The sequence below is a fragment of the Opitutus sp. genome, from assembly GCA_024998815.1.
In the GTDB taxonomy this organism is placed as follows: domain Bacteria; phylum Verrucomicrobiota; class Verrucomicrobiia; order Opitutales; family Opitutaceae; genus Rariglobus.
Map to the genome: position 1 here is coordinate 113,521 of JACEUQ010000003.1, position 21,810 is coordinate 135,330.

Sequence of the window (21,810 nt, forward strand, 5' to 3'; positions counted from 1 at the left end):
TGCCTCAAATACAACAAAACCATCTTTCGAACTGCGGAACTCGGGTTAAATGCAGCGAAGCAAAGGTGGACGCCAGGATTGCCGCTAAAAACAGCACCGTGGCGCAGGCGTAGAAGGCGTAATTGGCCGCGTCGTTGGGGTATTTGTCCATCAGCCAGCCGAAGGTAGGCGGGGCGATCAACCCGGCGGTCGCCCAGCCGGTGAGGATTTTGCCGTGCACCGCCGACATGCGCTTCGGGCCGTAAAGGTCGCTGATGAGCGAGGGAATCGTGCCGAAGCCGCCGCCATACGAGGCGATGGTGTAGGCCAGTAGCACTCCATAGAGCAGCGGCGAGGAGACATGCGGCAACACGAGGAACACCGCGCTGGCCGTGGCCAGCAGAACAATGAAGGCGTTGACCCGGCCGATCTTGTCGGAAATCGACGCCCAGAATAGGCGGCCAACGCTGTTACTAAAGGAGGTCCAGCCAATGAGGGTCGCGCCAAGTGCGGCGAGCATCGTTTTGTCCAAGGAGGCGTCGGCGTCACCGGCGATCTTTTGGAACAGTGGCGATTGCAGGCTGATGATGCCGAGGCCGGCCAGACTGTAGAGGAAGCAGACCGCCCAGAGCTTAATCTGCACGCCGGGGCCGTGTTGAATCGTCTCAGCGACGGTGGCTGGCTTACCGTTGCCGGTGGCGGTGGGGGGACTTTGGATACCGAGGCAGGCCAGCGGCATGATCAAGCAGAAGGCCAGGCCGATGAACAGGAAGGTGTGCGGCAGGGAGTTGTTGGCGGCGCTCAGCGCGAAGGGGGCGATGACTTTGCTCATGAGCAGGGCGCCGATGCCGAAGCCCATTACCACCAAGCCGGTCGCAAACCCCTTTTTGTCGGGAAACCAGCCGGCGATGGTCGTCACTCCGGTGACGTACCCGGTGCCCAGGCCGATGCCGCCGATCAGGCCGTAGCCGACATACAGCAGCGGCAGGTTTTTGAGGTACAGCGCGAGGGCGGAAACCAGATAGCCGCCGGCAAAAAAGGCGGCCGAGCGGAACATGAGTTTACGCGAACCCAGTTTGGACACCTTGGGGCCGGTGTACGCGGCGGAAAGACCAAGGCCGGCGACCGCGAGGCTAAACACCCACGAGACCTGCATCTTGGACCAGCCGAAGCTTTCGCACAGCGGCTTGGTGAAAAAACTCCACGCATACACCGATCCCAAGCTGGCGAGTAGGATGATGCCGCAAATCAGGACCCGTCGCCGGTCCGTTTTGGGTGCGTTAAGGTGAGCGCTGCTAGTGCTTAATTGCGTAGATTAATGATAGTATTTCTGAGTTGGCTTCCCTTGACCTCGCGCTTGCGCCACTTGAACGGCTTGGCATTGGGCAGGTAGGCGGCGACGAAAGCGTCAATGGCCTGACTAAGTTCGGCGACGCTTCTGAAGTTCGCGCCCCGTAGCGCCTTCCTTGTTAGTATGCCGAACCAGATTTCAACTTGATTGAGCCAACTCGCCGAGGTTGGGGTAAAGTGGAAGTGGACATTGGGGTGCCGAGCGAGCCAAGCGTCGCACTTTTTGTGGGTGCAATAATTATCCAAAATCACGTGGAGTTCTCTCTCGGGCGGGTGATCCGCCACCACTTGGTCCATGAACAGCAGGAACTCCTCCCGGCGCTTAAGGGTGGTTTTCTGCGTCTTGATCAAGCCCGTGGCCACATCAAGGGCAGCGAACAAGTTGAGTGTACCGTGGCGCTTGTAGGTGCTTTTGAGTCCCTGGACGATTTTACCATTGTCGGTCTCCACGTAACCGGTGGCGCGCTCTAGGGCTTGGATGCCAGGCTTTTCATCCACACTTATCACCAATGCCTTTTCCGGTGGGCTCAGGTAGAGCCCGACGATATCGGCTGCCTTGGCTGCGAACTGCTTGTCAGTGCTCACGCACCACGAGCGCTGGCGCTGCAGGCAAATGCCCTCCTTGCGCAGCACTCGCCAGACCGCGTGCACCGAGCCGCCGAGCACACGGGCCACCGCTGGACCATCCCAGCGCGCCTGCCCCGGAGGGGGTGGCCCTTCCAATAAAGCCAGCACCCGATCTCGAAAGTCCTCACCGTAGGTGCGCTTCGCGCCCGGCCGTGCCGCATCATCCAGCCCCTTCATGCCAAGCAGCACAAAGCGATCCCTCCACTTTATTACGGTGTTCGGCCTGGTGTTGCAGCGGCGCGCCACCTCTTGCACCTGCTCGCCACTCACGCACCCAAGGATCATCCGGGCGCGCTCAACTCGCTGCCTCGACTCAATCCGGCTGGTTGCCCGTTTTTCTAGGGATTGCTGATCCCCCTCGCTACAAGTGATTCGCACGGCTTTTCGTCCCATCTACAAAGCGGATACAATATCACTTATTATTGCAAGTAAGCACTAGCACAAGCGACCGTTGGCGCGGGCGCGGTTGGGGTGGGTAACTTCATGGGGTAGGTGGTTTTGCCGTGGAACCTAGCCTGTGAGCGGCGGCACCGGTCAACGTAAAGCGGTTCTTATGAGCACCATTAACAGCGATTGTCCCCTAGTAGCAGGTTCACTAATACGCAGTCCCGATTTTGGCTAGGGCGGTGAGCTGCGTGTCCTCCGGGATGGGAAAAGTAGCGCAGACTTCCAGTCTGCTTGAATTGCTGCCCGAGGCAGACTGGGAAGTCTGCGCTACTTACGGCATCGAACCCGTCGCTACCGTGTTTGGACGCCTGCCTAAGCCAAGCTTGCCCGTGCCGCAGGCAACCCGTAGCGCTCAACCATGTCGTCCGCCGACCAGCCCGATCTTTTTGGTGAAACCGCCGCTCCGGCCCCGGCCGCGGTGCGCGCCTCGGGCCCCTCGCCGTCCGGTGCGCCTGCCGGCGTTGGCTCGGGAGCTGGCTCGGGAACGGGTCCCGCCACGCGGGTACGCCCCTCCAACCAGCCGCTTGCCGCCCGCATGCGCCCGCGCTTGTTGGCCGATATCGCCGGCCAGGAGCACCTCACTCAGCCCGACGGCTTGCTCACCCGCCTGATCAAAAGCAACCGATTCGGCAGTCTCATTTTTTACGGGCCGCCTGGTTGTGGAAAAACCAGTTTTGCCGAGGTCATCGCCAACGAAACCCAGAGCCGCTTCGTGCGCATCAACGCGGTCATGTCCAACGTGGCCGAGCTGCGCGAAATCCTCAGCACCGCCCGCCGCTCGCCCGAAACGCCCACCCTGCTGTTCATCGACGAGCTGCACCGGTTTAATAAATCTCAACAGGACCTGCTGCTGCCCGACGTTGAGGAGGGTTACGTGCGCCTGATCGGGGCCACCACGCACAACCCTGGGTTTTACGTTAACCCGCCGCTGCTCTCGCGCAGTCACCTGTTTCGCCTGCAACCGCTGCCGACCGAGGCCGTATCCGGCGTGTTAACACGGGCGCTGGCCGACGCCGAGCGCGGTCTGGGTGCGCGCGGCAGCACCGCCGAGGCCAAGGTGTTGGCCGACCTGGCGGTGCTGTGCGACGGCGACCTGCGCCGCGCGCTCAACGCCCTGGAAGTGATTGTGCTCACGCTGCCCGAGGGCGCGCCGGTGACCGAGAAGGAGCTGGAGGTGTTCGCCCGCGAGCGGCGCATCCGCTACGACGCCGACGAGGACGAGCACTACGACACGATTTCGGCTTTCATTAAAAGCTGCCGTGGGAGCGATCCGGATGCGGCGATGTACTGGCTGGCCAAAATGCTCGGCGGCGGTGAAGACCCGCGCTTCATCGCGCGGCGGCTGGTGATTTTGGCGAGCGAGGACGTGGGGTTGGCCGATGCGCTGGCGTTGCCCTTGGCGGTGGCGGCGCACCAAGCGTGCGATTTCGTGGGGTTGCCCGAGGCCGAGTACGCGCTGGCGCACGCCACGCTGCACATTGCCTGTGCGCCCAAGAGTAATTCGGCGACTCTGGCGCTGGCGGCGGCCAAACAGGCGCTGGCCAGCGCACCGGTACAGGGAGTGCCGCTGGCCCTGCGCGACAAAAGCGGGGCAGCGAGCAAACTGGCCGGGCACGGCAAGGGTTATCGGTATTCGCACGACTACCCCGAGAATATTTCGGGCCAGGACTTTTTGGAAAAGCCGCTCGCTCTCTACACCCCGAAGCTAGCCGGCCCCGAAGCCAAAATCGCCGAGCGCCTCGCCCGCTGGCGCTCGATGAAGCTTAAGCTGAAAGCGGAGAGCTGCGAGCTAGGAGCTAGGAGCTATCAGCTATGAGCTCAGAGCTCTTAGCTCTTAGCTCCTAGCTCTTAGCTCTTAGCTCCTAGCTCTTAGCTCAGAGCCGCTGCATGAGCACGGTGACCGAGAGTTTTTCGGTGTGGGTGCCTTTAAACACGCCGCGCGTCGGGGTGCAGTCGTGGTAATCGCGGCCGACCGCGACTTTCACGTGCCGCTCGCCGGCGACGCAGTCGTTGGTGGGGTCGAGCGCCCACCAGAAGCCGCCCGGTAGGTACGCTTCCACCCAGGCGTGACTTTCACTCGCGCCGATCAGCGCCGGGGCGCGTTTCGACTCGGAGGCTTTGCGCTGGGTCTCGGTCTCGATGTAGCCGGTCACGTAGCGGGCGGGGATCTCCGCAGCGCGCAGCACCGCGATCATGACTTGTGCAAAGTCCTGGCAAACGCCCGTGCGTTGCTTGAGGGCGGTCTCCACCGGGGTGTCGATCTGGGTTGAGCCGGCGGCGTAGCGGAACTGGGTCTTTATCCAGTGATTGAGGCCCAGCAGCGAGGGGCCAAGCGGGGAGCTGATCTTGAACAGCTTTTGCGCAAGCGCATCGATTTCGGCGCTGCGGGGGATCGCGGCGGAGGGCGCGAGGAATTCAAAGAGTTTTAGCTTCTCGCTGCGGTAGAGCTGGCGCGCGTCGGCGAGCGTGATGCCGAGGGTAATTTGGGGCGGCGGACGGGGCGATGTCTCCACTTCGCAGGTGCTTTCCAAGACGAGTTCGCGGTGGCGTTGGGCAATCGAGAAGGACTCAGCGGCGTTGCCAAAGTAGTCGGTGTAACTGTGGATGCTAGCCGTGGGGGTGGTGACGAGTTGGCGCGAAAGCAGGCGCTGAGAGTCGTCGGTGAGCGGCGTCAGCCGAGCCTCCATGAAGGACTCGGTGGCGGAGCCGGCGTAGCCATAGTGGGTGCGGTGGGTGATGCGGAAACGCATGAACGGGGCGCACTCTTGCCAGTCCCGTGCCAACGACAAGCTTTTGAGCCGCCCAATTGGTTGGCGTGAGCGGTTCAATCGGACTGCTGCGGAGGCGGCGCTGGTTTGCGCGCCCAAACTTCTAAGTACCAGAGCGGTGGCAACGGGCTTGATCTTCACCGGCAAGCCCGTTGATTTTGGCCCTTCACCTATGAACGAGAACCTCCTTGATCCGCTTTTTCTGTTCTTCGCGGTTGGTTTTATCGGGGGTTTGCTCAAAGCCGATTTAAAGCTGCCCGACGCGGTCTACCAGCTGCTGAGCACCTATCTTTTGCTGGCGATTGGCTTAAAAGGCGGCGTGCAACTGGCGCAGGTGTCGATCGGCACCATCGCGCTACCGGCGGCGGCCACGCTGGGGCTTGGCGTGGTGGTGCCGGTGGTCGCCTTTTTCGTCGCGCTCTCGGTGGGGCGGCTCAACCGCGCCGACTCCGCCTCGCTGGCGGCTCACTATGGTTCGGCCAGTGCGGTGACGTTTGCCGCGGCGCTGGAAATGCTGCGGCGCAGCCAGATGCCCCACGAGGGCTTCATGCCGGTGCTGCTGGTGCTCCTAGAGGTCCCGGCGATCCTGGTGGCCATTTTCCTCTATGGGCTGAAAGCGGAAAAGCGGCCCAGTTACGGTGCCCTGTTGCATGAAATCGTGCTGAACCGTTCCGTCTTCCTGTTGGTTGCGGGCATGGGCGTCGGCTTTCTTTCCGGCCCGGAGCGGTTCGCACCGTATAAAATACTCTTTGCCGACGCGTTTAAACCGGTGCTTTCGTTCTTCATTCTGGAGATGGGTCTGGTGGCGGCGTTGCGCATGCCGGAGATCCGCAAAGCGGGAAAGTTTCTCTTGGGCTTTGGCATTTTGGCGCCGGTGCTGTTTGGGTTACTGGGCGGCTGGCTCGGGTTGGTCAGCGGGTTGTCGGCGGGTGGCGCGGTGGTCCTCGCCACGCTGGCGGCAAGCGCGTCGTACATCGCCGCTCCGGCGGCCATCCGGGTGGCGATTCCCTCGGCCAACACGGGCATGTCAGTGGCGACCGCACTGGGTGTCACCTTCCCGTTCAACCTAGCGATCGGCATTCCAATTTATACGTGGTGGGTATCGTGGCTGACCCGGGCTTAACCTGAAAGCAGCGCCCGAGCGCCGTGATCTGGCGCGAACTACTGGTAATCTAGCCGTTCATTCAGCCACTTGGCGCTCTATTTAAAGTCTCGGACCAACAATCCAAGGCAGTTTGGCCGCGAAAGAACGCAAGGAGCGCAAAGAACAAGCGCTGTATTTCTATGCGCTCTCTGCGTTCTTTCGCGGCTAAATTGCCGTGGTTTGATCCGGGGTTTTGAATATTGCTGCCCAATAGGCACGAAAAAGGCCGAGGCGGTGAAGCCTCGGCCTGGGTGCAGAAGACGGCGTCTTCGCGTGGAGCGTTAAGCCCGACGCTTAGAAGCGGAGCACGCCCTGGAGGGCATAGCTGAACACGTCGGAGGTGTCGACCAAGTTGTTCTCGGTCTTGGTGACTTCAGCCTTGAGGGAGAAGTTCTTGTGGAGGACGTAGGTCGAAGCGACACCATAGCCGAAGGTGTCGTTGTCGTCCTGGAAGCCTTCGCTGCCGGTGACGCGAACGGCGCCGGAGAAATCAGCGGTGAAGGCGTAATTGGCCATCACGTTCCAAGAGTAGTCCACGACATCCTCGAAGGAGGCATACTCAGCGACCAAGGTCAGTTTAGGAGTGAGCTCGTAGCTGACCCATACGTCGTAGGTGTTGAGGGACTCGCTGCTGCCGTCGCCAGCATAACCACGCACGTTCTGAGTACCCATACCAGCCCACACCTTCAGTTTCTCAACTCCGGTATAAAGAAAATAAGCCTCGTAACCGAGTTCCTTGCCAAAGTTGTCATCGCCCTTGAAGAACTCGTATTTGGAGTTCTGAAGGTCAACAAACTGGGTGTCACGAACGGACACGCCAGTGGAGAACGCCTTGGCGATGTACTCCACCTTGGCACCGGTGGCATAGGGGGAGACGTAGGTGTTACCAGCAGCGCTGAAGCTAATGAAAGCGTTGTTGGGGCTGTCGAAGGACTCGTAGCCCAGCCAGCCGAGGTACTTACCGCCGGTGACGACAAACTCGTCCTTGGTGTAGCTGACGTAGGCGTCGAGCAGGCCGAAGTTATGGCCCGTGCGGCCATTTAAGTCTGGAGCTTGGTCGCCGTTGAGCAACAGGGCGCTCACCTTGGCGGTGAAGGCATCGTAGTTGCCGTTGAGGGCGATCTTGGCGGAGTTGTCGGTACGGCCAAGGTTCTCGATTTGAGCCTGGTTGTCACCAGCGGTTCCCTCGGTGACGCGGGCCGCGGCGGTGGCGTAACCATCGACAGAGAAGTTTTCGTTGAGCTTCACTTCAGCGGAAGCAGAGACGGCGAGGGCCGCGAAAGCGGCGAGGCCGGAGATCTTGGACAGGTGCTTAATCATAGCGTTGGTAGTAGTTTTGGGTGGGAAGCCGTGCCAGCCGCCGGGTCAATGGCAGTGGTCGCGACATATCAGCGCCATGAAAAACACGCATCCGACGTCACTGTCTAGATCATTTTTGTTCATTCCAGTTCGTCATAACCCCATGGCCAAGGAGGGAGAAACCCCATTCCAGCAAGCCGGTTGGAGTGAAAGTGGCTCATGCGACGGGCGCAAAAAAAGGCCGAGGCGGTGAGCCTCGGCCTTGAACAGGTGCCGGAGTTTTCCGGCGCCGCTTAACTGGAGCTTAAGCGCTTAGAACTTGAAGATACCTTGGACGGCGTAGAAAAACGCATCCTTCTGACCATCGATCAGGTTCTTTTTGTTCACTTCCGACTTGATCGCAAAGTTCTTGGTCAGCGTGTAGGTACCAGCAACACCGTACTCGGTGTAGTTGGTGGAATCACCGATGAGAGCAGCTTCACCGTCCACTGCGCCGTAACGAGCAGCAAGGGAGAGGGCATCGCTGACAGCGTAGCTAGCCTGCAAGGTGTAGGATAACGAAACGAAGTCCGAAGTGCTGGCGTAGGAGCCAACTAGGGTCAACTTGTCCGTGAGGGCGTAAGAAGCCCAAACGTTGTAGGTATAGAGATCTTTGGCCGTTGCGCCATCGGTGTTTTCATAGCCCATGCCGGTGAAAACGGTCAGCTTCTCAATACCGGTGTACATGAAGTAAACCTCGGTACCGATGTCATCCGAGAAATCGCCATCACCCTTGAAAAACCCATCCCGCTGCAAAGAATCACGTACCGAAAAACCGGTGGCGAATTCCTTGGTGGTGTAATCCAACTTGGCGCCCGTGGCGTAGCTGGCGACATAACCAAAGTTGTCGGCAGGGCCGGACGTCATGAAGGCATTGTTTGGGGAATCAAACGATTCATAACCCAAGTAGTTGTTGAACTTACCGACCGTCAGGGCGATTTCACCCTTGGTGTAAGTCACGTAGGCATCGAGCAGGCCGGTGGTCGAGTCGTTGCCTGCGGCCGTGCCATTGGTATCAGAAGGAACCGAGTAAACACTCGCGCGACTCTTGAAATCACCATAAGTGCCATTCAGCGCGAGCTTAACGGCATCAAGCATCTTGTCGCCAGAACTGAAGAAACTTTCTGTGTTAGTTGCAGCCTCATTCTTTGCGTACGCAGCGATGGCATAACCATCGATCGTGAAATTATCATCGAGCTTCACTTCCGCAGAAGCGGACGAGGCAATGACCGCGAAGGCGGCGACTCCGGAGATCTTGGACAGGTGCTTAATCATAGCGTTGGTAGTAGTTTTAGTTGGATGTTCGCACCCTCCACCGGGTCAGCAGGGAGTTGCGCGATGATCCCGCTTTAGCAAAGCCTCGGCCAACTTTTCAGCAGCCCCACCAAAACGCACTCCACTTAAAACCTAAAACCGTTACCAGAAAACAACTTACAATAAATCAACCCATTTGCATGATAAGATTTCATGCTGCACCGGGCCGTCCGCCGCTCAGGGATTCGGTGCCTTGAGCTCTTTTTTGACCTCGCCGAAGTTGCCCTGCTCGGCGGCGTGGATAAAGCCCTCGGCCACCGTCTTAAGGTCCTCCCAGCGGCGGCGGATCTGCTTGGCCTCGTCCTGAGTCACTTTGCTGTCGGCTGAGGCTACGGCGATCACCGTGAGCAGATCGGCAAACTCACGCACGATCTCGTTCGTCACCGGGATCAGGGAAACCGGCTGCTGGCCAGGCACTGAGTTGGCGATAAAAAAGCCGCCCGCCCGCTCGCACACCCATTGGGCGATGCGTTTGTCGCCCGTGCTTTTGAGCAACTGATCGATTCGGTCGAGCGGGTTGCTCGCGCCACTGCCGGCGTCCTGCGCGGGCACTTCGGCCCATTTATAGACCAGCGACAACGAAAGCCCCAGATCGGCCGAGATCTGCTTGGCGCTGGTTTGCTTCAAAACCTCCTTCAAAAGCTCATGCGATTGCATGAGGCCGGAGCGTGGCGAGGCATTAGACAAACGCAATACGCCACACGCCGCTGCTTACATCCTGCTACAAGATTCACCCGGCCGTGTTTTTTTTCGTGCGTTGGCCTGCTCGGCTATGCCAGAGCTTATGCCCCCATGAACATCCACGAATACCAGGCCAAGGCGCTCTTTGAGAAGTTCGGAGTGCCCGTACCCAAGGGCGTTGCCGCCAAATCCGCCGCTGAATTTGAGTCTGCGCTCGCGCAACTCCCCGACGCTCCGGTCGTCGTCAAATCCCAGATCCACGCCGGCGGGCGCGGCAAGGGTACGTTCACGGACGGCTTCAAGGGTGGCGTCAAGTTCGCCAAGACCAAGGCCGACGCGCTCGATTACGCCAACAAGATGTTCAACAACACGCTGGTCACCATCCAGACCGGCCCGGCCGGCCGCAAGGTGCAGACGATCTACTTCACCCAGGCCTGCGACATCAAAAAGGAATACTACCTGGCCATCCTGCTCGACCGCGCCACTTCCAAGCCGGTGATCGTCGCCTCCACCGAGGGCGGCGTCGACATCGAGACCGTCGCCCACGAAACCCCTGAAAAGTTGTTCAAGATTTTCGTCGATCCGGCCTACGGACTGGCCGATTTCCAAGTGCGCGAGTTGGTCTTCAAGCTCGGATTCAACGCCGCCGAAGCCAAGAACGCCGCCAAGCTCATCCGCGGGCTCTACACCTTCTTCTGGGAAACCGACGCCGCCATGGTGGAAGTTAACCCGCTCATCACCACCCCCGACGACAAGGTCCTGGCGCTCGACGCCAAGGTTTCCTTCGACTCCAACGCCCTCTATCGCCACCCCGAGATCGTCGCCCTGCGCGACCTCGCCGAGGAAGACCACAAGGAGATCGAGGCCTCCAAGTTCGGCCTCTCCTACATCGCTCTCGATGGTAACATCGCCTGCTTGGTCAACGGTGCCGGCCTGGCCATGAGCACCATGGACATCATCAAGCACTACGGCGGCAACCCGGCCAACTTCCTCGATGTCGGCGGTGGCGCCACCAAGGACCAGGTCATCGCCGCGTTCAAAATCATCCTCGGTGATACCAACGTGAAGGGTATTTTTGTTAACATTTTCGGCGGCATCATGGACTGCAACGTCATCGCCACCGGCATCGTCGAAGCCGTGAAGGAAGTCGGCCTCAAGCTGCCGCTCGTTGTGCGCCTCGAAGGCAACAACGTCGCCACCGGCAAGGCCACCCTCGCCGCCTCCGGTTTGTCATTGGTTTCCGGTGACACCATGGCCGACGCCGCCCAGAAGATCGTCAAACTCGTCGCCTGAATAAAACAAGACGTCAGCAGTCTGAAATCAGTTGCAATGAAAGACCCTGTCTAACGTCGCCCCCGACGTCCGCCTTCTGACTTCTGCTCGCTGACCTCTGATCCTTTAAAACCATGTCTATTCTCATCACTCCCTCGACCAAGATTCTCGTGCAAGGCATCACCGGCGACTTCGGTGGCCGCCACGCCAAGCTCTCTCTCGACTACGGCACTCAGATCGTCGCCGGCGTCACCCCCGGCAAGGGCGGCCTGTTCTTCGAACACGGCACCCACAAGGTGCCCATTTTCAACTCCGTGGCCGACGCCGTCGCCGCCACCGGTGCAACGGTCGCCGTCGTCTACGTGCCGCCGCCCTTCGCAGGCGACGCCATTTTGGAAGGCGTTGACGCCGGCCTCGACCTCGTGGTCGCCATCACCGAGGGCATTCCGATCAAGGACATGATCCGCGTGAAGCGCGCCATCACCGGCAGCAAGACCCGCCTGGTCGGCCCGAACTGCCCTGGCGTCGTCACCCCCGGCACCGGCCCGGATTCCACCGGCGGCTGCCGCATCGGCATCGCTCCCGGCTACATTCACAAGAAGGGCCACGTCGGCGTGGTTTCCCGCTCCGGCACGCTCACCTACGAGGCGGTATTCCAACTCACATCCAAGGGCATCGGCCAGTCCACCGCGGTGGGCATCGGCGGCGACCCGGTCAACGGCACCAGCCACCTCGATATCATCAAACTGTTCAACGAAGACCCGGACACGCACGCCATCATCCTGATCGGCGAAATTGGCGGCAACGCCGAGGTCGAGGCTGCCCGTTGGATCAAGGCCAACTGCAAAAAGCCGGTGGCTGGTTTCATCGCCGGTGCGACTGCTCCCGCGGGCCGTCGTATGGGCCACGCCGGCGCCATCGTCGGTGGTGTTGAAGACACCGCAGCGGCCAAGATCGCAGTGTTTAAAGAGTGCGGCATCGAGGTTGCCGAAACTCCCTCCGACATGGCCGACGCGCTCCTGCGCGCCGCCAAGGTCAAGGGCGTCACCCTGAGCTAAACCTTAAGATCGGAACGAGAGCTCCTCGATCCGTTAAACGAAAAGGCCGCGCGAGAAGCGCGGCCTTTTTTTTGTGTGGGCGACGGGCCGTGCCCGACCACCCTGACGAACGAGAAAGATTAAGAGGAAAGAGAAAGAACCCAACGTCGGCGCAGACACCACAAAGGGCGTCCCGCCACTATCTTTCTCGTTCCTCTTTATCTTAATCGTTCTCTTCCGAATTTCCGCCCTCAGACAATCACTTCATGTTGAGGGTCAGGTAGCGCATCACGCCTCGGTACTGCACGAGCAAGGCGTTCAGGCCCGGCCGCAACGCTGCGGAGGCACTGGGCACATCGGTCACCGGACGCCGGTTAATCTCCACGATCACCACGCCGGGGACGAGGATGTTGGCGTAGGGGGAGCTTTCGTTCACCGCCGTAACCACCACCCCGTTCTCCACCCGTTGGTCGAGTTTGAACTGGGTGCGCAGTTCCTCATCGAGGGTCTTGATCGTGACTCCGGGGATCAGCTCGGTGGTAGACTCGGCGCGCTCGTCCAAACTGCCCACCTTGACCTTGAAGGTCTTCTCCTTGCCGTCCCGCAGCACGGTCACGCTAACCTCGGTTCCGGGGATGATCTGCGCGATATTGAGGCGCAACGACAGCTGCGACTCCACGGGGCGCGTGCCCACCTTTAAGATGACATCGTTGCGCTTGAGGCCGGCTTTGGCGGCAGGCGAGTCCTTGATCACATCGGTGACCAACACGCCCTTGATGTCGCGCTCCACGCCGAGGCTTTCCGCCAACTTGGCATCGAGGTTCTGGCCGCCCACACCGAGGTAACCGCGCTGCACCTTGCCGGTGGCCACTAAGCTGTTGAGAATCGACACCGCCAGATTGGTCGGCACGGCGAAACCGATGCCAATGTTGCCGCCGTTTCCGCCGGACAAAATCGCACTATTGAGCCCGATCAGGCGCCCCTTGGCATCGACCAGCGCCCCACCCGAGTTGCCTTGGTTAATGGCGGCGTCGGTCTGAATGAAGTTCTCGTAACCGGCGATGTGGTCGTTGGACAAAATGCCCACGTCGGTGCGGCCGAGGGCCGAGACGATGCCCATGGTCACCGTCTGGCCCACACCCAGCGGGTTGCCGACCGCGAAAACGATGTCGCCCACGCGCAACTTGTCGCTGTCGGCCACGGTGGCCACGGGCAGGTTTCCCGCGTCAATCTTGATGACGGCGACGTCGGTTTTCTCGTCGGTGCCAATCACCTTGGCGACAAACTCGCGGCCATCGGCCAGCAAGACCTTGAGCTCGTCTGCACCGGCAACGACATGATTGTTGGTCAAAATGTAGCCGCCGGGAGAGATGATCACCCCGGAACCCAGCTCCTGCTCCTTGCGCTCACGCTCGGGTGCGCCGCTGTTATCGCCAAACAACTGGCGAAAGAACGGGTCGAGGCGCAGGCGTTCGCGCACGATCTTGGTGGAATAAACCGAAACGACGGCCTTCTGCACCGGTTCAATCACGTCGGCGTAGCTCACCAACTGGCGTCCGGAACCGTCGCCGATCGAGGAGGAATCAAATTTGATGTCCGGCTTGGCCCCAATCGGCTTTTCCTGGGCATAGCCGGGAGAGAACAGCGAGCTGGCCAAAACAAAGACAACGGTACGAGTAAGTAGATTGGTTTTCATGGACAGGGAGGTGACAAACCCAAGGGAAGGATTGTTCCATCGCAAGATTTTGGCGGCTGGCACCAGCCGGAACCCCGCGCCGCCTCGTCGAAAGTAGCGCCGGCTTCCAGTCTGCTTTAGGCGGTATTTTCGGATACAGACTGGAAGTCTGCGCGCCCCCAGCCCCCTAATAAAAGTGTCACCTATTAGGTGACACTGCCTTGGCCTTTGGAGCCAAACTCCGGATACAGACTGGAAGTCTGCGCGCCCCCAGCCCCCTGATAAAGTGTCACCTATTAGGTGACACTGCCTTGGTCTTTGGGGCCAAACTCCGGATACAGACTGGAAGTCTGCGCGCCCCCAGCCCCCTAATAAAAGTGTCACCTATTAGGTGACACTGCCTTGGTCTTTGGAGCAAAACTCCGGATGCAGACTGGAAGTCTGCGCTACTTTTGCATCCGCTCCCTGCATGCGCCTTATCCGTCACCTCACACCCTCCGGCCCCGCCTACGCCGCGCTCCAACCCGACGGTACCGCCGTGGAAATCAGTGGCGATCCGCTGGCTAACACCCACCGGCTCACCGGGCGCGTCGTCGCCCAGGGTAAGCGCCTCGCGCCTGTTGTCCCCACGGCGATCATCGGGGTCGGGCTCAACTACGCACGCCACGCAGCCGAGGGAGGCAAAGGCCCTCCCGAGCGCCCCATTTGGTTCATGAAACTGCCCGGCAGCGTACAAAACCCCGGCGACCCGATTCGCCTGCCGCGCCTCCAGCCCACCGAAAAACCCGACTACGAGGCCGAATTCGCTATCGTGCTCGGCCGCGATTGCCGCGACGCCACCCGCGAGAACGCGTTATCCTATGTTCTTGGTTACACCTGCGCTAACGACGTTTCGGCCCGCGACTGGCAACGCGACTGGAGCGGCAGCCAGTGGTGCCACGCCAAGAGCTTCGATACCTTTTGCCCGCTCGGCCCGGTGCTTGTCACCCCCGACGAGCTGACCACCCCCAACGCCCTGCGCATCCGCTCCGTGCTCAACGGCACGGTCATGCAGGACTCCTCCACCGCCGACATGATCTTCGATGTCGCCGCGTTGATCGTGTTCCTGAGCGCTGACAAGACACTGCCCGCCGGCACCGTTATCCTGACCGGCACCCCTGAAGGCGTAGGCTTTGCGCGCAAACCACCGGTGTGGTTGCGCTCGGGTGACACCATTAGCGTGGAGATCGAAGGCATCGGCACGCTGAGTAATCCGGTGGAGTAGCGTTCGCACGCAGCGCGGCGGACGCAGGCAGCGCGGCAAGATTTTACGCGAGGCCACGGCTTGGTTTTGCGGCTTGCACGCGAAACGCCACGTTTAAACCTCTTCAGCACCACCCTCATGAAAATTACCCTCAGTCTACTGGCACTCCTTCTTGCGATCGTTTCTCCCGGTGCGTCCGTGACACTTCACGCGGCCGACCAACCCCAAGCCGACAGTGAAGACTCCGAACTGGGGGATGCGATGTCCGCCATGAACTCAGCATTCAAAAAGCTGAAACGCCAGGTGGCCGATCCCGCGCAAAACGAGGCCTCGTTGGCCTTGGTCGTCAAATTGCGTAAGGCCTGCGTCGATTCCACCCAACATGTGCCCATCAAGGTCGGCCGCCTGCCCGCCGCCGAGCAGGCTGCGGCGAAACTCGCCTATCAGGACAAAATGCAGAAGCTCCTTGCCACTATGGACGAGCTGGCGGCCGCGCTTAAAGCCGGTAAAAACGACGTCGCTGCCAACCTCCTCAAAGAGCTCCACGATCAGGAAGAAGCCGGCCACAAGGAGTTTCGCTCCAAGAAGAAATAGGCCTAAGCCGGATTCGCCTTTGCCGGAGGGGCGCAAAGGGGAAGAGCCAGAAAACGAGTAGGAGTAAGAGTAAGAGCAGGATTTCCGCCCCAGAGGCCGTCCCGCCGCAATCGTTCTCGTTCTCTTACTCCTACTCGTTCTCGTTCTCTCGCCCGCCTTTTCCTCCGGCCCCTCAACGCGTGAGGTCGTAGAGCGCGTAGCCGGCGAACAAATTGGGTGCGAAGCGGCAGGTGGTTTTCCAATCGCCGTGCAAATGCGCGCTCCTCGCGATCCGCAGCTCGCGCAGCGCACAAAAATCCTCGAAGTCGGCGATCGTCGCCGGGTTGCTTGGCCGACTCTCATACCAGGCCGTGGTGTAAACGGAGTTGCGCGGCTTGCGGCCCCGAAAAAACGCGGCCGTGCGGTTTTTCCAATAGCCGTGGTTCACAAAGCCCACCGTCACCGTACGGCCAATACGCAGCGCTTGCTCAATGATCGCGCCCGGGTCGGGTAACTCTTCCAAGGTGCGCGAGCAAATCACCCGGTCGAAGTGGTTCTCGGGCAGCGCGCGCATGAGCGCCATCATGTCGCCCTGATAGGCGGTGAGCCCGCGGCGCACGCAGGCGGAGATTTTGTCGAAATCGAGGTCCACGCCGACGGCATGCACCTGCTTGGTGTGCACGAGGTATTCCAGAAGCACGCCGCGCCCGCAGCCCAGGTCGAGCACCCGCGAACCGGGTTCGACCCAGTCGGCGATGATCTGCATATCGACCGTGCGTTTGAGGTGGGAGTGGCGAGACATGAGTGGGAGCGGCAGCGGGCTGTGGCTGCGGACTTAAAAACGGCGTGAGTTAGTTAAGAAAACCGCGCACCAGATCGTAGATTTGCGGGGACTCGAGCAGGAAGGAATCGTGGCCGAGGTCGGTGGAGAGTTCGGCGTAACTCACGCGTTTACCGGCGCGCAGCAGGGCGAGGGCGATGGCGCGGTTCTGCTCCGGCGGGAACAACCAGTCGCTGGTAAAGCCCACCACGAGCGTGGCGCCCTGCACTGAGGCAAAAGCCTGTTCGAGGGACCCGTGGGTGGCAGCGAGGTCGAACTGGTCGAGGGCGCGCGTGATGTAGAGGTACGAGTTTGCGTCAAAGCGGTTAATAAAACTCTGCCCTTGATAACGCAGGTAGCTCTCCACCTCGAAGCGCACGTCAAAGGTCACGGCGGGCGAAACCGGGTCGATGCCCTCCATCGACAAACCCGACGCTTCGTTGGCGGCGACTGCCGCGATGGCCTCGCTGGTTGCGGGCGCGCTGGCGAGGGACGTGGGCTTGTGGTGGGGGGCGACGGCCTTGCGACCGAATTTGCGGTCCATCGAGGCGTCGGAAAGGTAGGTGATGTGCGCCATCATACGCGCGATCGCCAGGCCCACACGCGGACCGCCGCCCTTGGGATAATAGCCGTGGTTCCACTCGGGGTCTTGGAGGATCGCTTGGCGGCCCACCTCGTTGAAGGCGATGGCCTGCGCGCCTTCGCGGGCGGTCGTGGCCATGGCGAGCGCGCGTTGCACGAAGGCGGGGTATTCGAGACTCCATTGCAGCACCTGCATGCCGCCCATCGAACCGCCAATGACGGCGTACAGGCTGCGCACGCCTAGGGAGTCGAGCCAGCGCTTCTGGGTGCGCACCATGTCGCGGATGGTGACCGCAGGAAACGTGATCCCGTAGGCTTGGCCGGTGCGCGGGTCGATAGACGACGGGCCGGTGGAGCCCTGACAGCCGCCGATCACATTGGCGCAGAGAACGAAAAACTTGTTAGTATCAACCGCCTTGCTCGGGCCAATGAGGTTGTTCCACCAGCCGGGCTTTTTGTCGGTGAGGGCGTGGATGCCCGCGCAGTGGTGGTCGCCGGAGAGGGCGTGACAGACCAACACGGCGTTATCGCCGGTGGCGTTGAGCCGCCCGTAGGTCTCGTAACGCAGGGTAAAACCGGGGATAGCCAACCCGTTGTCAAAAGTGAACGGGGAGGCAGAAACGAAGTCGCGTGGCTCAACGAGGCCGACCTCTCCGGGTTCGGAGCGGGCTGACGTGTGGAGATCGGCGGAGGCATCGTTCATGGCAGTGAAGGCAGCCAAACAACGGTTCACTGGGAAAATGGCAAGGAGTGAGAAAAAGCAGGTGCGGTCGGGGGGGGGCGTGGGGCGTGGCTGAGTCGGGCAAGGGCGGGTCCACCTCCGTATGGACTGGTTCGAGAAAAGTAGCGCAGACTTCCAGTCTGCCTCCGTGCCTCAACCCAGCCGAGTAAACCAGCCGCCCCGAGCAGACTGGAAGTCTGCGCTACTTTTTTCGATCCCGGACGACACGGCGGTCGTCCCTCCGACATCGCGCTCCCACTCGTTCACTCCGCTAAGTCGGCCTCCGCCCCGTCCTCCGTCTGGCCAACGCAGTTCCCCAACACCGCAGCTCGACGGACGGCTGGCGTTGCGCGAGGTTGGGCGCATGGCTCAAAACGATTTTTCCGACGGTAAGCGGGATCGCGTGGACGGGAATGACGTTAAGCCCGTGCCCTCGCCCGCGCGTTCCACCGGTGGCGGCTGGCGGCTGGAGCATTCGTATGCGCTCTTGCCTGCCGCGTTCAGGACCGAGGTGCTACCGTCCACCGTGCACGCCCCGCAGCTCGCCTTGTTTAACCACCGGCTGGCGCGGGAGCTGGGGCTGGATGCGGACGTGCTGGCCGGAGCGGAAGGCGCGGCTGTGTTTGCGGGCAATCAACTGCCGCCGGGGGCCAAGCCGCTCGCGCAGGCTTATTCAGGCCACCAATACGGGCACTTCACCACGTTGGGCGACGGGCGCGCCATTCTGCTGGGCGAACAGATCACACCGACGGGCGCGCGCTACGACATTCAGCTCAAGGGCGCGGGGCCGACGCCGTTTTCACGGCGGGGAGATGGGCGGGCAGCGCTCGGGCCGATGTTGCGCGAATACATTATTAGCGAGGCGATGTCGGCGCTGGGAATACCGACTACCCGCAGCCTCGCGGTGGCCGCCACGGGCGAGCCGGTGTGGCGGCCCGACGCGCGTCCCGGCGCGGTTCTAACGCGAGTGGCGGCCAGCCACATCCGCGTGGGCACCTTTGCAGGGGCCGCGGCGCGCGGAAATACGGGCGAGTTGCGCGCGTTGGTCGATTACACGATTGCCCGGCATTACCCGAAGCTTCTGGAGGCGCCTAATCCTGCACTGGCGCTGCTTGAAGCCGTGGTGGAACGCCAAGCCGCGCTGGTGGCGCGCTGGATGCTCGTGGGCTTTGTGCACGGGGTGCTGAACACCGACAACGTGGCGCTTTCAGGCGAGACGATCGACTACGGCCCTTGCGCGTTTATCGACGCCTATGACCCGGCAACCGTGTTCAGCTCGATCGACCGGCACGGGCGCTACGCCTATGGCAACCAGCCGAAAATCACCCACTGGAACGTTACGCGGCTGGCCGAGGCTTTGCTCACGGAGCTGCACGAAGACGCGGACACCGCCGTGGCGCTGGCGCAAGAGGCGCTGGGGCGTTTTGAAGACCATTATCAAACCCACTGGCTGACGGGCATGCGGGGAAAATTGGGGCTGTTCAACGCTGAGGCCGAAGACACGGCGCTGGCGGAGGATTTGTTAACGTGGATGCACACGACGAAGGCCGACTTCACCAACACCTTCGCCGCCCTCAGCGACGGCACCGGGGCGAGTGGGATCGGCATCAGCGGAGCGGATACGCAGTTAACCGGCTGGTTGGGACGTTGGCGGCAGCGCCTGGCGCGGCAGGCACAAACCGAGGCCGAGTCGCTGCAGCTGCGGCAGGCGCACAACCCGGCGGTGATTGCGCGTAATCATCGTGTCGAGGCGGCGCTGGCTGCGGCCGAACAAGGCGATTTCGGCGTGTTGGAACGACTCCTCGCGGACTTGGCCTCGCCCTATGATCACACGCGGACCGATCCACAGGCCCGCGAACCCGCGCCGCCTGGCGGGTCGGAGTACCGCACGTTTTGCGGAACCTGAGCCGGCTTATGCTAATAAGCTTATGAGTGGAGCTTTACGGCATCCTCGAGCTCACGCTCAAGGCCACACGCTTTGCGAACACACGCGCCTTGCGAACACACGCTTCGCGAAACACCCTCGTGGCCTTGAGCGTGAGCTCAGGGTGTTTACCCAACAGTTCCGCTTCCCCGGGGAACTTGCTGAGTTCAGCTCATCGTGGAGGCGAATGGGCATTACGGCGCTATTGCCCCCCAAAGCGCCCCGGGCCGCCCCCCTCAAACTGCACAGTCTTGATTTTTCTAAAAGCCCGCTAAAGTTAGCGGGCTTTTCCTTTTTCCCTCATTTAACCTCTTCGCTCTATGTCTACCGCTACGCCGCAAAAATTCGAGTTCCAGGCTGAGATCAAGCAGCTCCTCGATATCGTCATTCACTCGCTTTACACGGAGAAGGAAATCTTCGTGCGCGAACTGGTTTCCAACGCTTCCGACGCGATTGAGAAGTTCCGCCACCTCCAGCTCACCGAGAAGGATGTCGCCGACGACCAGCTCGCCCTGGAGATCAATCTCACCACCGACGACACCGCCAAAACCCTCACGCTGCAGGACGCCGGCCTCGGCATGACCCGCGCCGAGTTGATCGAAAACCTCGGCACCATCGCTCACTCCGGCTCCAAGGCGTTTCTCAAAGCCCTCAGCGAGGGCGGCCAGAAAAACACCAACTTGATCGGCCAGTTTGGCGTTGGTTTCTACTCGGCGTTCATGGTCGCGAAGACGGTAAAAGTTTACTCCCGCTCGTGGAAAAAGGACGAGCCCGCCCACGTATGGACCAGCGACGGCTCCGGCAGCTACGAGATCGAGGAAGTCGCCGACCAACAGCGCGGCACCAAGATCGTCATCGAGCTCAAGGACGACTGCGGCGAATTCGCCACCGAAGGCCGCATCAAGGAAATCCTCGAGCGCTACAGCGCCTTCGTGTCGTTCCCGGTTAATCTCGGCGGCAAGTTGATTAACACCGTTCAGGCCCTGTGGCTGCGCAGCAAGAGCGAGATCACCGACGAGCAGTACACCGAGTTTTATAAATTCCAGGCCCACGCCTACGACGAGCCCCGCCTGCGCCTGCATTTTTCCGCCGACGCCCCGCTGCAGATCAACGCCCTGCTATTCGTACCCAAGGACAACACCGAAAAGTTCGGCATGGCCCGCCTGGAGCCGTCCGTCTCGCTGTTCTGCCGCAAGGTGCTGATCGATTCCAAGCCCAAGGACCTGCTGCCTGAGTGGCTGCGTTTCCTCAAGGGCGTGGTCGATAGCGAGGACCTCCCGCTCAACATCTCGCGCGAAACCATGCAGGACCGCGCCTTGGTCGAGAAGTTAAACAAGGTCATCACCAAGCGCTTCATCAAGTTCCTCTCCGAGGAAGCCAAGAACCGCACCGAGGCATACAACGAGTTCTACGCCGAATTCGGCGTGTTCCTCAAAGAAGGCGCCGCCCTCGATTACACCCACAAAGACGAGATCGTTAAACTGCTCCGCTTCGAGTCATCCCTCACCGAGAAGGGTAAAATCACCTCTCTGGCCGAGTACGTGACGCGCATGGGCACCGAGCAGAAGGAAATCTATTTCCTGATGGGCCCGAACCGCGCCGCCATCGAGAGCGGCCCGTACCTGGAAGGTTTTAAAGCCCGTAATCTCGAAGTGCTGTTCTGCTACGAGGCGGTGGACGAGTACGTGATGAGCAACGTGCGTGAGTTCGACGGCAAGAAGCTGGTCGCCGCCGACCACGCCGACGTTAAGTTGGCCGACGCCCCCAAGCCGCCTGCCGCCGAAGGCGACCTCTCCGAAAACGACGCCAAGGCGCTGGCCGAATGGCTCAAGACGACCCTCGGCGACCGCGTCGGCGAAGTTAAAGCCAGCGACCGTTTGGTTGATTCGCCCGCCCTGGCGGTCAACGCCGACAAGTTCATGTCGCCGCAAATGCGCCGCATGATGAAGGCCATGAACAAAGACGGCGCCGAGGCCCCGGTGAAAGTTAACCTGGAGATCAACCCCCGCAGCGCGGTGATCAAACACCTCTCGATTACGCGCACTGCGGCCCCTGAAAAGGCCGCCCTGATTGCCGAGCAGATCTTGGACAACTCACTGATCAGCGCCGGCCTGTTCGAAGACCCAAGCAAGATGGTGGCCCGCCTCTACAAGCTACTGGAGACGGTTTAAGGCGAAGGCCGCTCGGCCAGCACGAGCAGAGCAGGCGCAACCCAAAGCCCCGACACAAACGTCGGGGCTTTTTTGTGGAGCGGTTAAAGAGCTCGGCCGCGCTAGCTGATGCCCGAATCCGTTTGACTGAGGTGCCTTTCCTCC

At 61.0% G+C, this 21,810-nt stretch carries 17 protein-coding genes; 8 read left to right on the plus strand and 9 right to left on the minus strand.

Annotated features, from left to right (window positions below):
- Positions 1 to 4 precede the first annotated feature (4 nt).
- Positions 5 to 1,192 carry an MFS transporter gene (locus H2170_15700; protein MCS6301514.1) on the minus strand — a complete coding sequence of 396 codons (1,188 nt, stop codon included), beginning with the start codon at positions 1,190 to 1,192 and terminating at the stop codon, positions 5 to 7.
- An 89-nt stretch (positions 1,193 to 1,281) separates the two neighbouring features.
- Positions 1,282 to 2,349: an IS630 family transposase gene (locus tag H2170_15705; GenBank protein ID MCS6301515.1), complete on the minus strand. Its 1,068-nt coding sequence runs from the start codon at positions 2,347 to 2,349 to the stop codon at positions 1,282 to 1,284.
- A gap of 412 nt (positions 2,350 to 2,761) precedes the next feature.
- Between H2170_15705 and H2170_15710 the strand changes: the two genes are divergently transcribed.
- Positions 2,762 to 4,219 carry a replication-associated recombination protein A gene (locus tag H2170_15710; GenBank protein MCS6301516.1) on the plus strand — a complete coding sequence of 486 codons (1,458 nt, stop codon included), beginning with the start codon at positions 2,762 to 2,764 and terminating at the stop codon, positions 4,217 to 4,219.
- A gap of 58 nt (positions 4,220 to 4,277) precedes the next feature.
- Here the strand turns inward: H2170_15710 and H2170_15715 are convergent, their stop codons facing one another.
- Positions 4,278 to 5,153 (minus strand): transglutaminase family protein, encoded by an 876-nt coding sequence (locus H2170_15715; protein ID MCS6301517.1) that lies wholly within the window; start codon positions 5,151 to 5,153, stop codon positions 4,278 to 4,280.
- Between the two features lie 190 nt (positions 5,154 to 5,343).
- On the opposite strand from H2170_15715, the gene H2170_15720 reads away from it, so the two are divergent.
- On the plus strand, positions 5,344 to 6,294 hold the full coding sequence (locus H2170_15720; GenBank protein MCS6301518.1) for a sodium-dependent bicarbonate transport family permease: 951 nt from the start codon (positions 5,344 to 5,346) through the stop codon (positions 6,292 to 6,294).
- Between the two features lie 315 nt (positions 6,295 to 6,609).
- Here H2170_15720 and H2170_15725 read toward each other — a convergent pair whose 3' ends face one another.
- The 3 genes from H2170_15725 to H2170_15735 all read right to left on the minus strand — a co-directional run bounded on the left by H2170_15725 (position 6,610) and on the right by H2170_15735 (position 9,624).
- Entirely contained in the window at positions 6,610 to 7,635 is a 1,026-nt protein-coding gene (locus tag H2170_15725) for an outer membrane beta-barrel protein (GenBank protein MCS6301519.1), read from the minus strand.
- Positions 7,636 to 7,926: 291 nt separating this feature from the next.
- Positions 7,927 to 8,928 carry a porin gene (locus H2170_15730; protein ID MCS6301520.1) on the minus strand — a complete coding sequence of 334 codons (1,002 nt, stop codon included), beginning with the start codon at positions 8,926 to 8,928 and terminating at the stop codon, positions 7,927 to 7,929.
- Between the two features lie 216 nt (positions 8,929 to 9,144).
- Positions 9,145 to 9,624, minus strand: coding sequence for a hypothetical protein (locus H2170_15735; GenBank protein MCS6301521.1), 480 nt, complete (start codon positions 9,622 to 9,624; stop codon positions 9,145 to 9,147).
- Between the two features lie 135 nt (positions 9,625 to 9,759).
- On the opposite strand from H2170_15735, the gene sucC reads away from it, so the two are divergent.
- Together sucC and sucD are read left to right on the plus strand one after the other, a co-directional pair.
- Positions 9,760 to 10,941 carry an ADP-forming succinate--CoA ligase subunit beta gene (sucC, locus tag H2170_15740; protein MCS6301522.1) on the plus strand — a complete coding sequence of 394 codons (1,182 nt, stop codon included), beginning with the start codon at positions 9,760 to 9,762 and terminating at the stop codon, positions 10,939 to 10,941.
- Positions 10,942 to 11,054: 113 nt separating this feature from the next.
- Positions 11,055 to 11,978, plus strand: a complete 924-nt coding sequence (gene sucD / locus H2170_15745; protein ID MCS6301523.1) for a succinate--CoA ligase subunit alpha — start codon at positions 11,055 to 11,057, stop codon at positions 11,976 to 11,978.
- A gap of 238 nt (positions 11,979 to 12,216) precedes the next feature.
- On the opposite strand, the gene H2170_15750 is transcribed toward sucD, so the two are convergent.
- On the minus strand, positions 12,217 to 13,653 hold the full coding sequence (locus tag H2170_15750) for a Do family serine endopeptidase (protein ID MCS6301524.1): 1,437 nt from the start codon (positions 13,651 to 13,653) through the stop codon (positions 12,217 to 12,219).
- 448 nt (positions 13,654 to 14,101) lie between these two features.
- Between H2170_15750 and H2170_15755 the strand changes: the two genes are divergently transcribed.
- Both H2170_15755 and H2170_15760 read left to right on the plus strand, forming a co-directional pair.
- Positions 14,102 to 14,896, plus strand: a complete 795-nt coding sequence (locus H2170_15755; GenBank protein MCS6301525.1) for a fumarylacetoacetate hydrolase family protein — start codon at positions 14,102 to 14,104, stop codon at positions 14,894 to 14,896.
- 117 nt (positions 14,897 to 15,013) lie between these two features.
- Positions 15,014 to 15,469: a hypothetical protein gene (locus H2170_15760; protein ID MCS6301526.1), complete on the plus strand. Its 456-nt coding sequence runs from the start codon at positions 15,014 to 15,016 to the stop codon at positions 15,467 to 15,469.
- A 172-nt stretch (positions 15,470 to 15,641) separates the two neighbouring features.
- Here H2170_15760 and H2170_15765 read toward each other — a convergent pair whose 3' ends face one another.
- Together H2170_15765 and H2170_15770 are read right to left on the minus strand one after the other, a co-directional pair.
- Entirely contained in the window at positions 15,642 to 16,214 is a 573-nt protein-coding gene (locus H2170_15765; protein ID MCS6301527.1) for a methyltransferase domain-containing protein, read from the minus strand.
- A gap of 85 nt (positions 16,215 to 16,299) precedes the next feature.
- Positions 16,300 to 17,553, minus strand: a complete 1,254-nt coding sequence (locus H2170_15770) for a homoserine O-acetyltransferase (protein MCS6301528.1) — start codon at positions 17,551 to 17,553, stop codon at positions 16,300 to 16,302.
- Positions 17,554 to 17,935: 382 nt separating this feature from the next.
- Here H2170_15770 and H2170_15775 point away from each other — a divergent pair, with 382 nt between their 5' ends.
- Together H2170_15775 and htpG are read left to right on the plus strand one after the other, a co-directional pair.
- Positions 17,936 to 19,477: a YdiU family protein gene (locus tag H2170_15775; GenBank protein MCS6301529.1), complete on the plus strand. Its 1,542-nt coding sequence runs from the start codon at positions 17,936 to 17,938 to the stop codon at positions 19,475 to 19,477.
- Between the two features lie 338 nt (positions 19,478 to 19,815).
- Positions 19,816 to 21,666 carry a molecular chaperone HtpG gene (gene htpG / locus H2170_15780; protein MCS6301530.1) on the plus strand — a complete coding sequence of 617 codons (1,851 nt, stop codon included), beginning with the start codon at positions 19,816 to 19,818 and terminating at the stop codon, positions 21,664 to 21,666.
- Positions 21,667 to 21,810 lie beyond the last annotated feature (144 nt).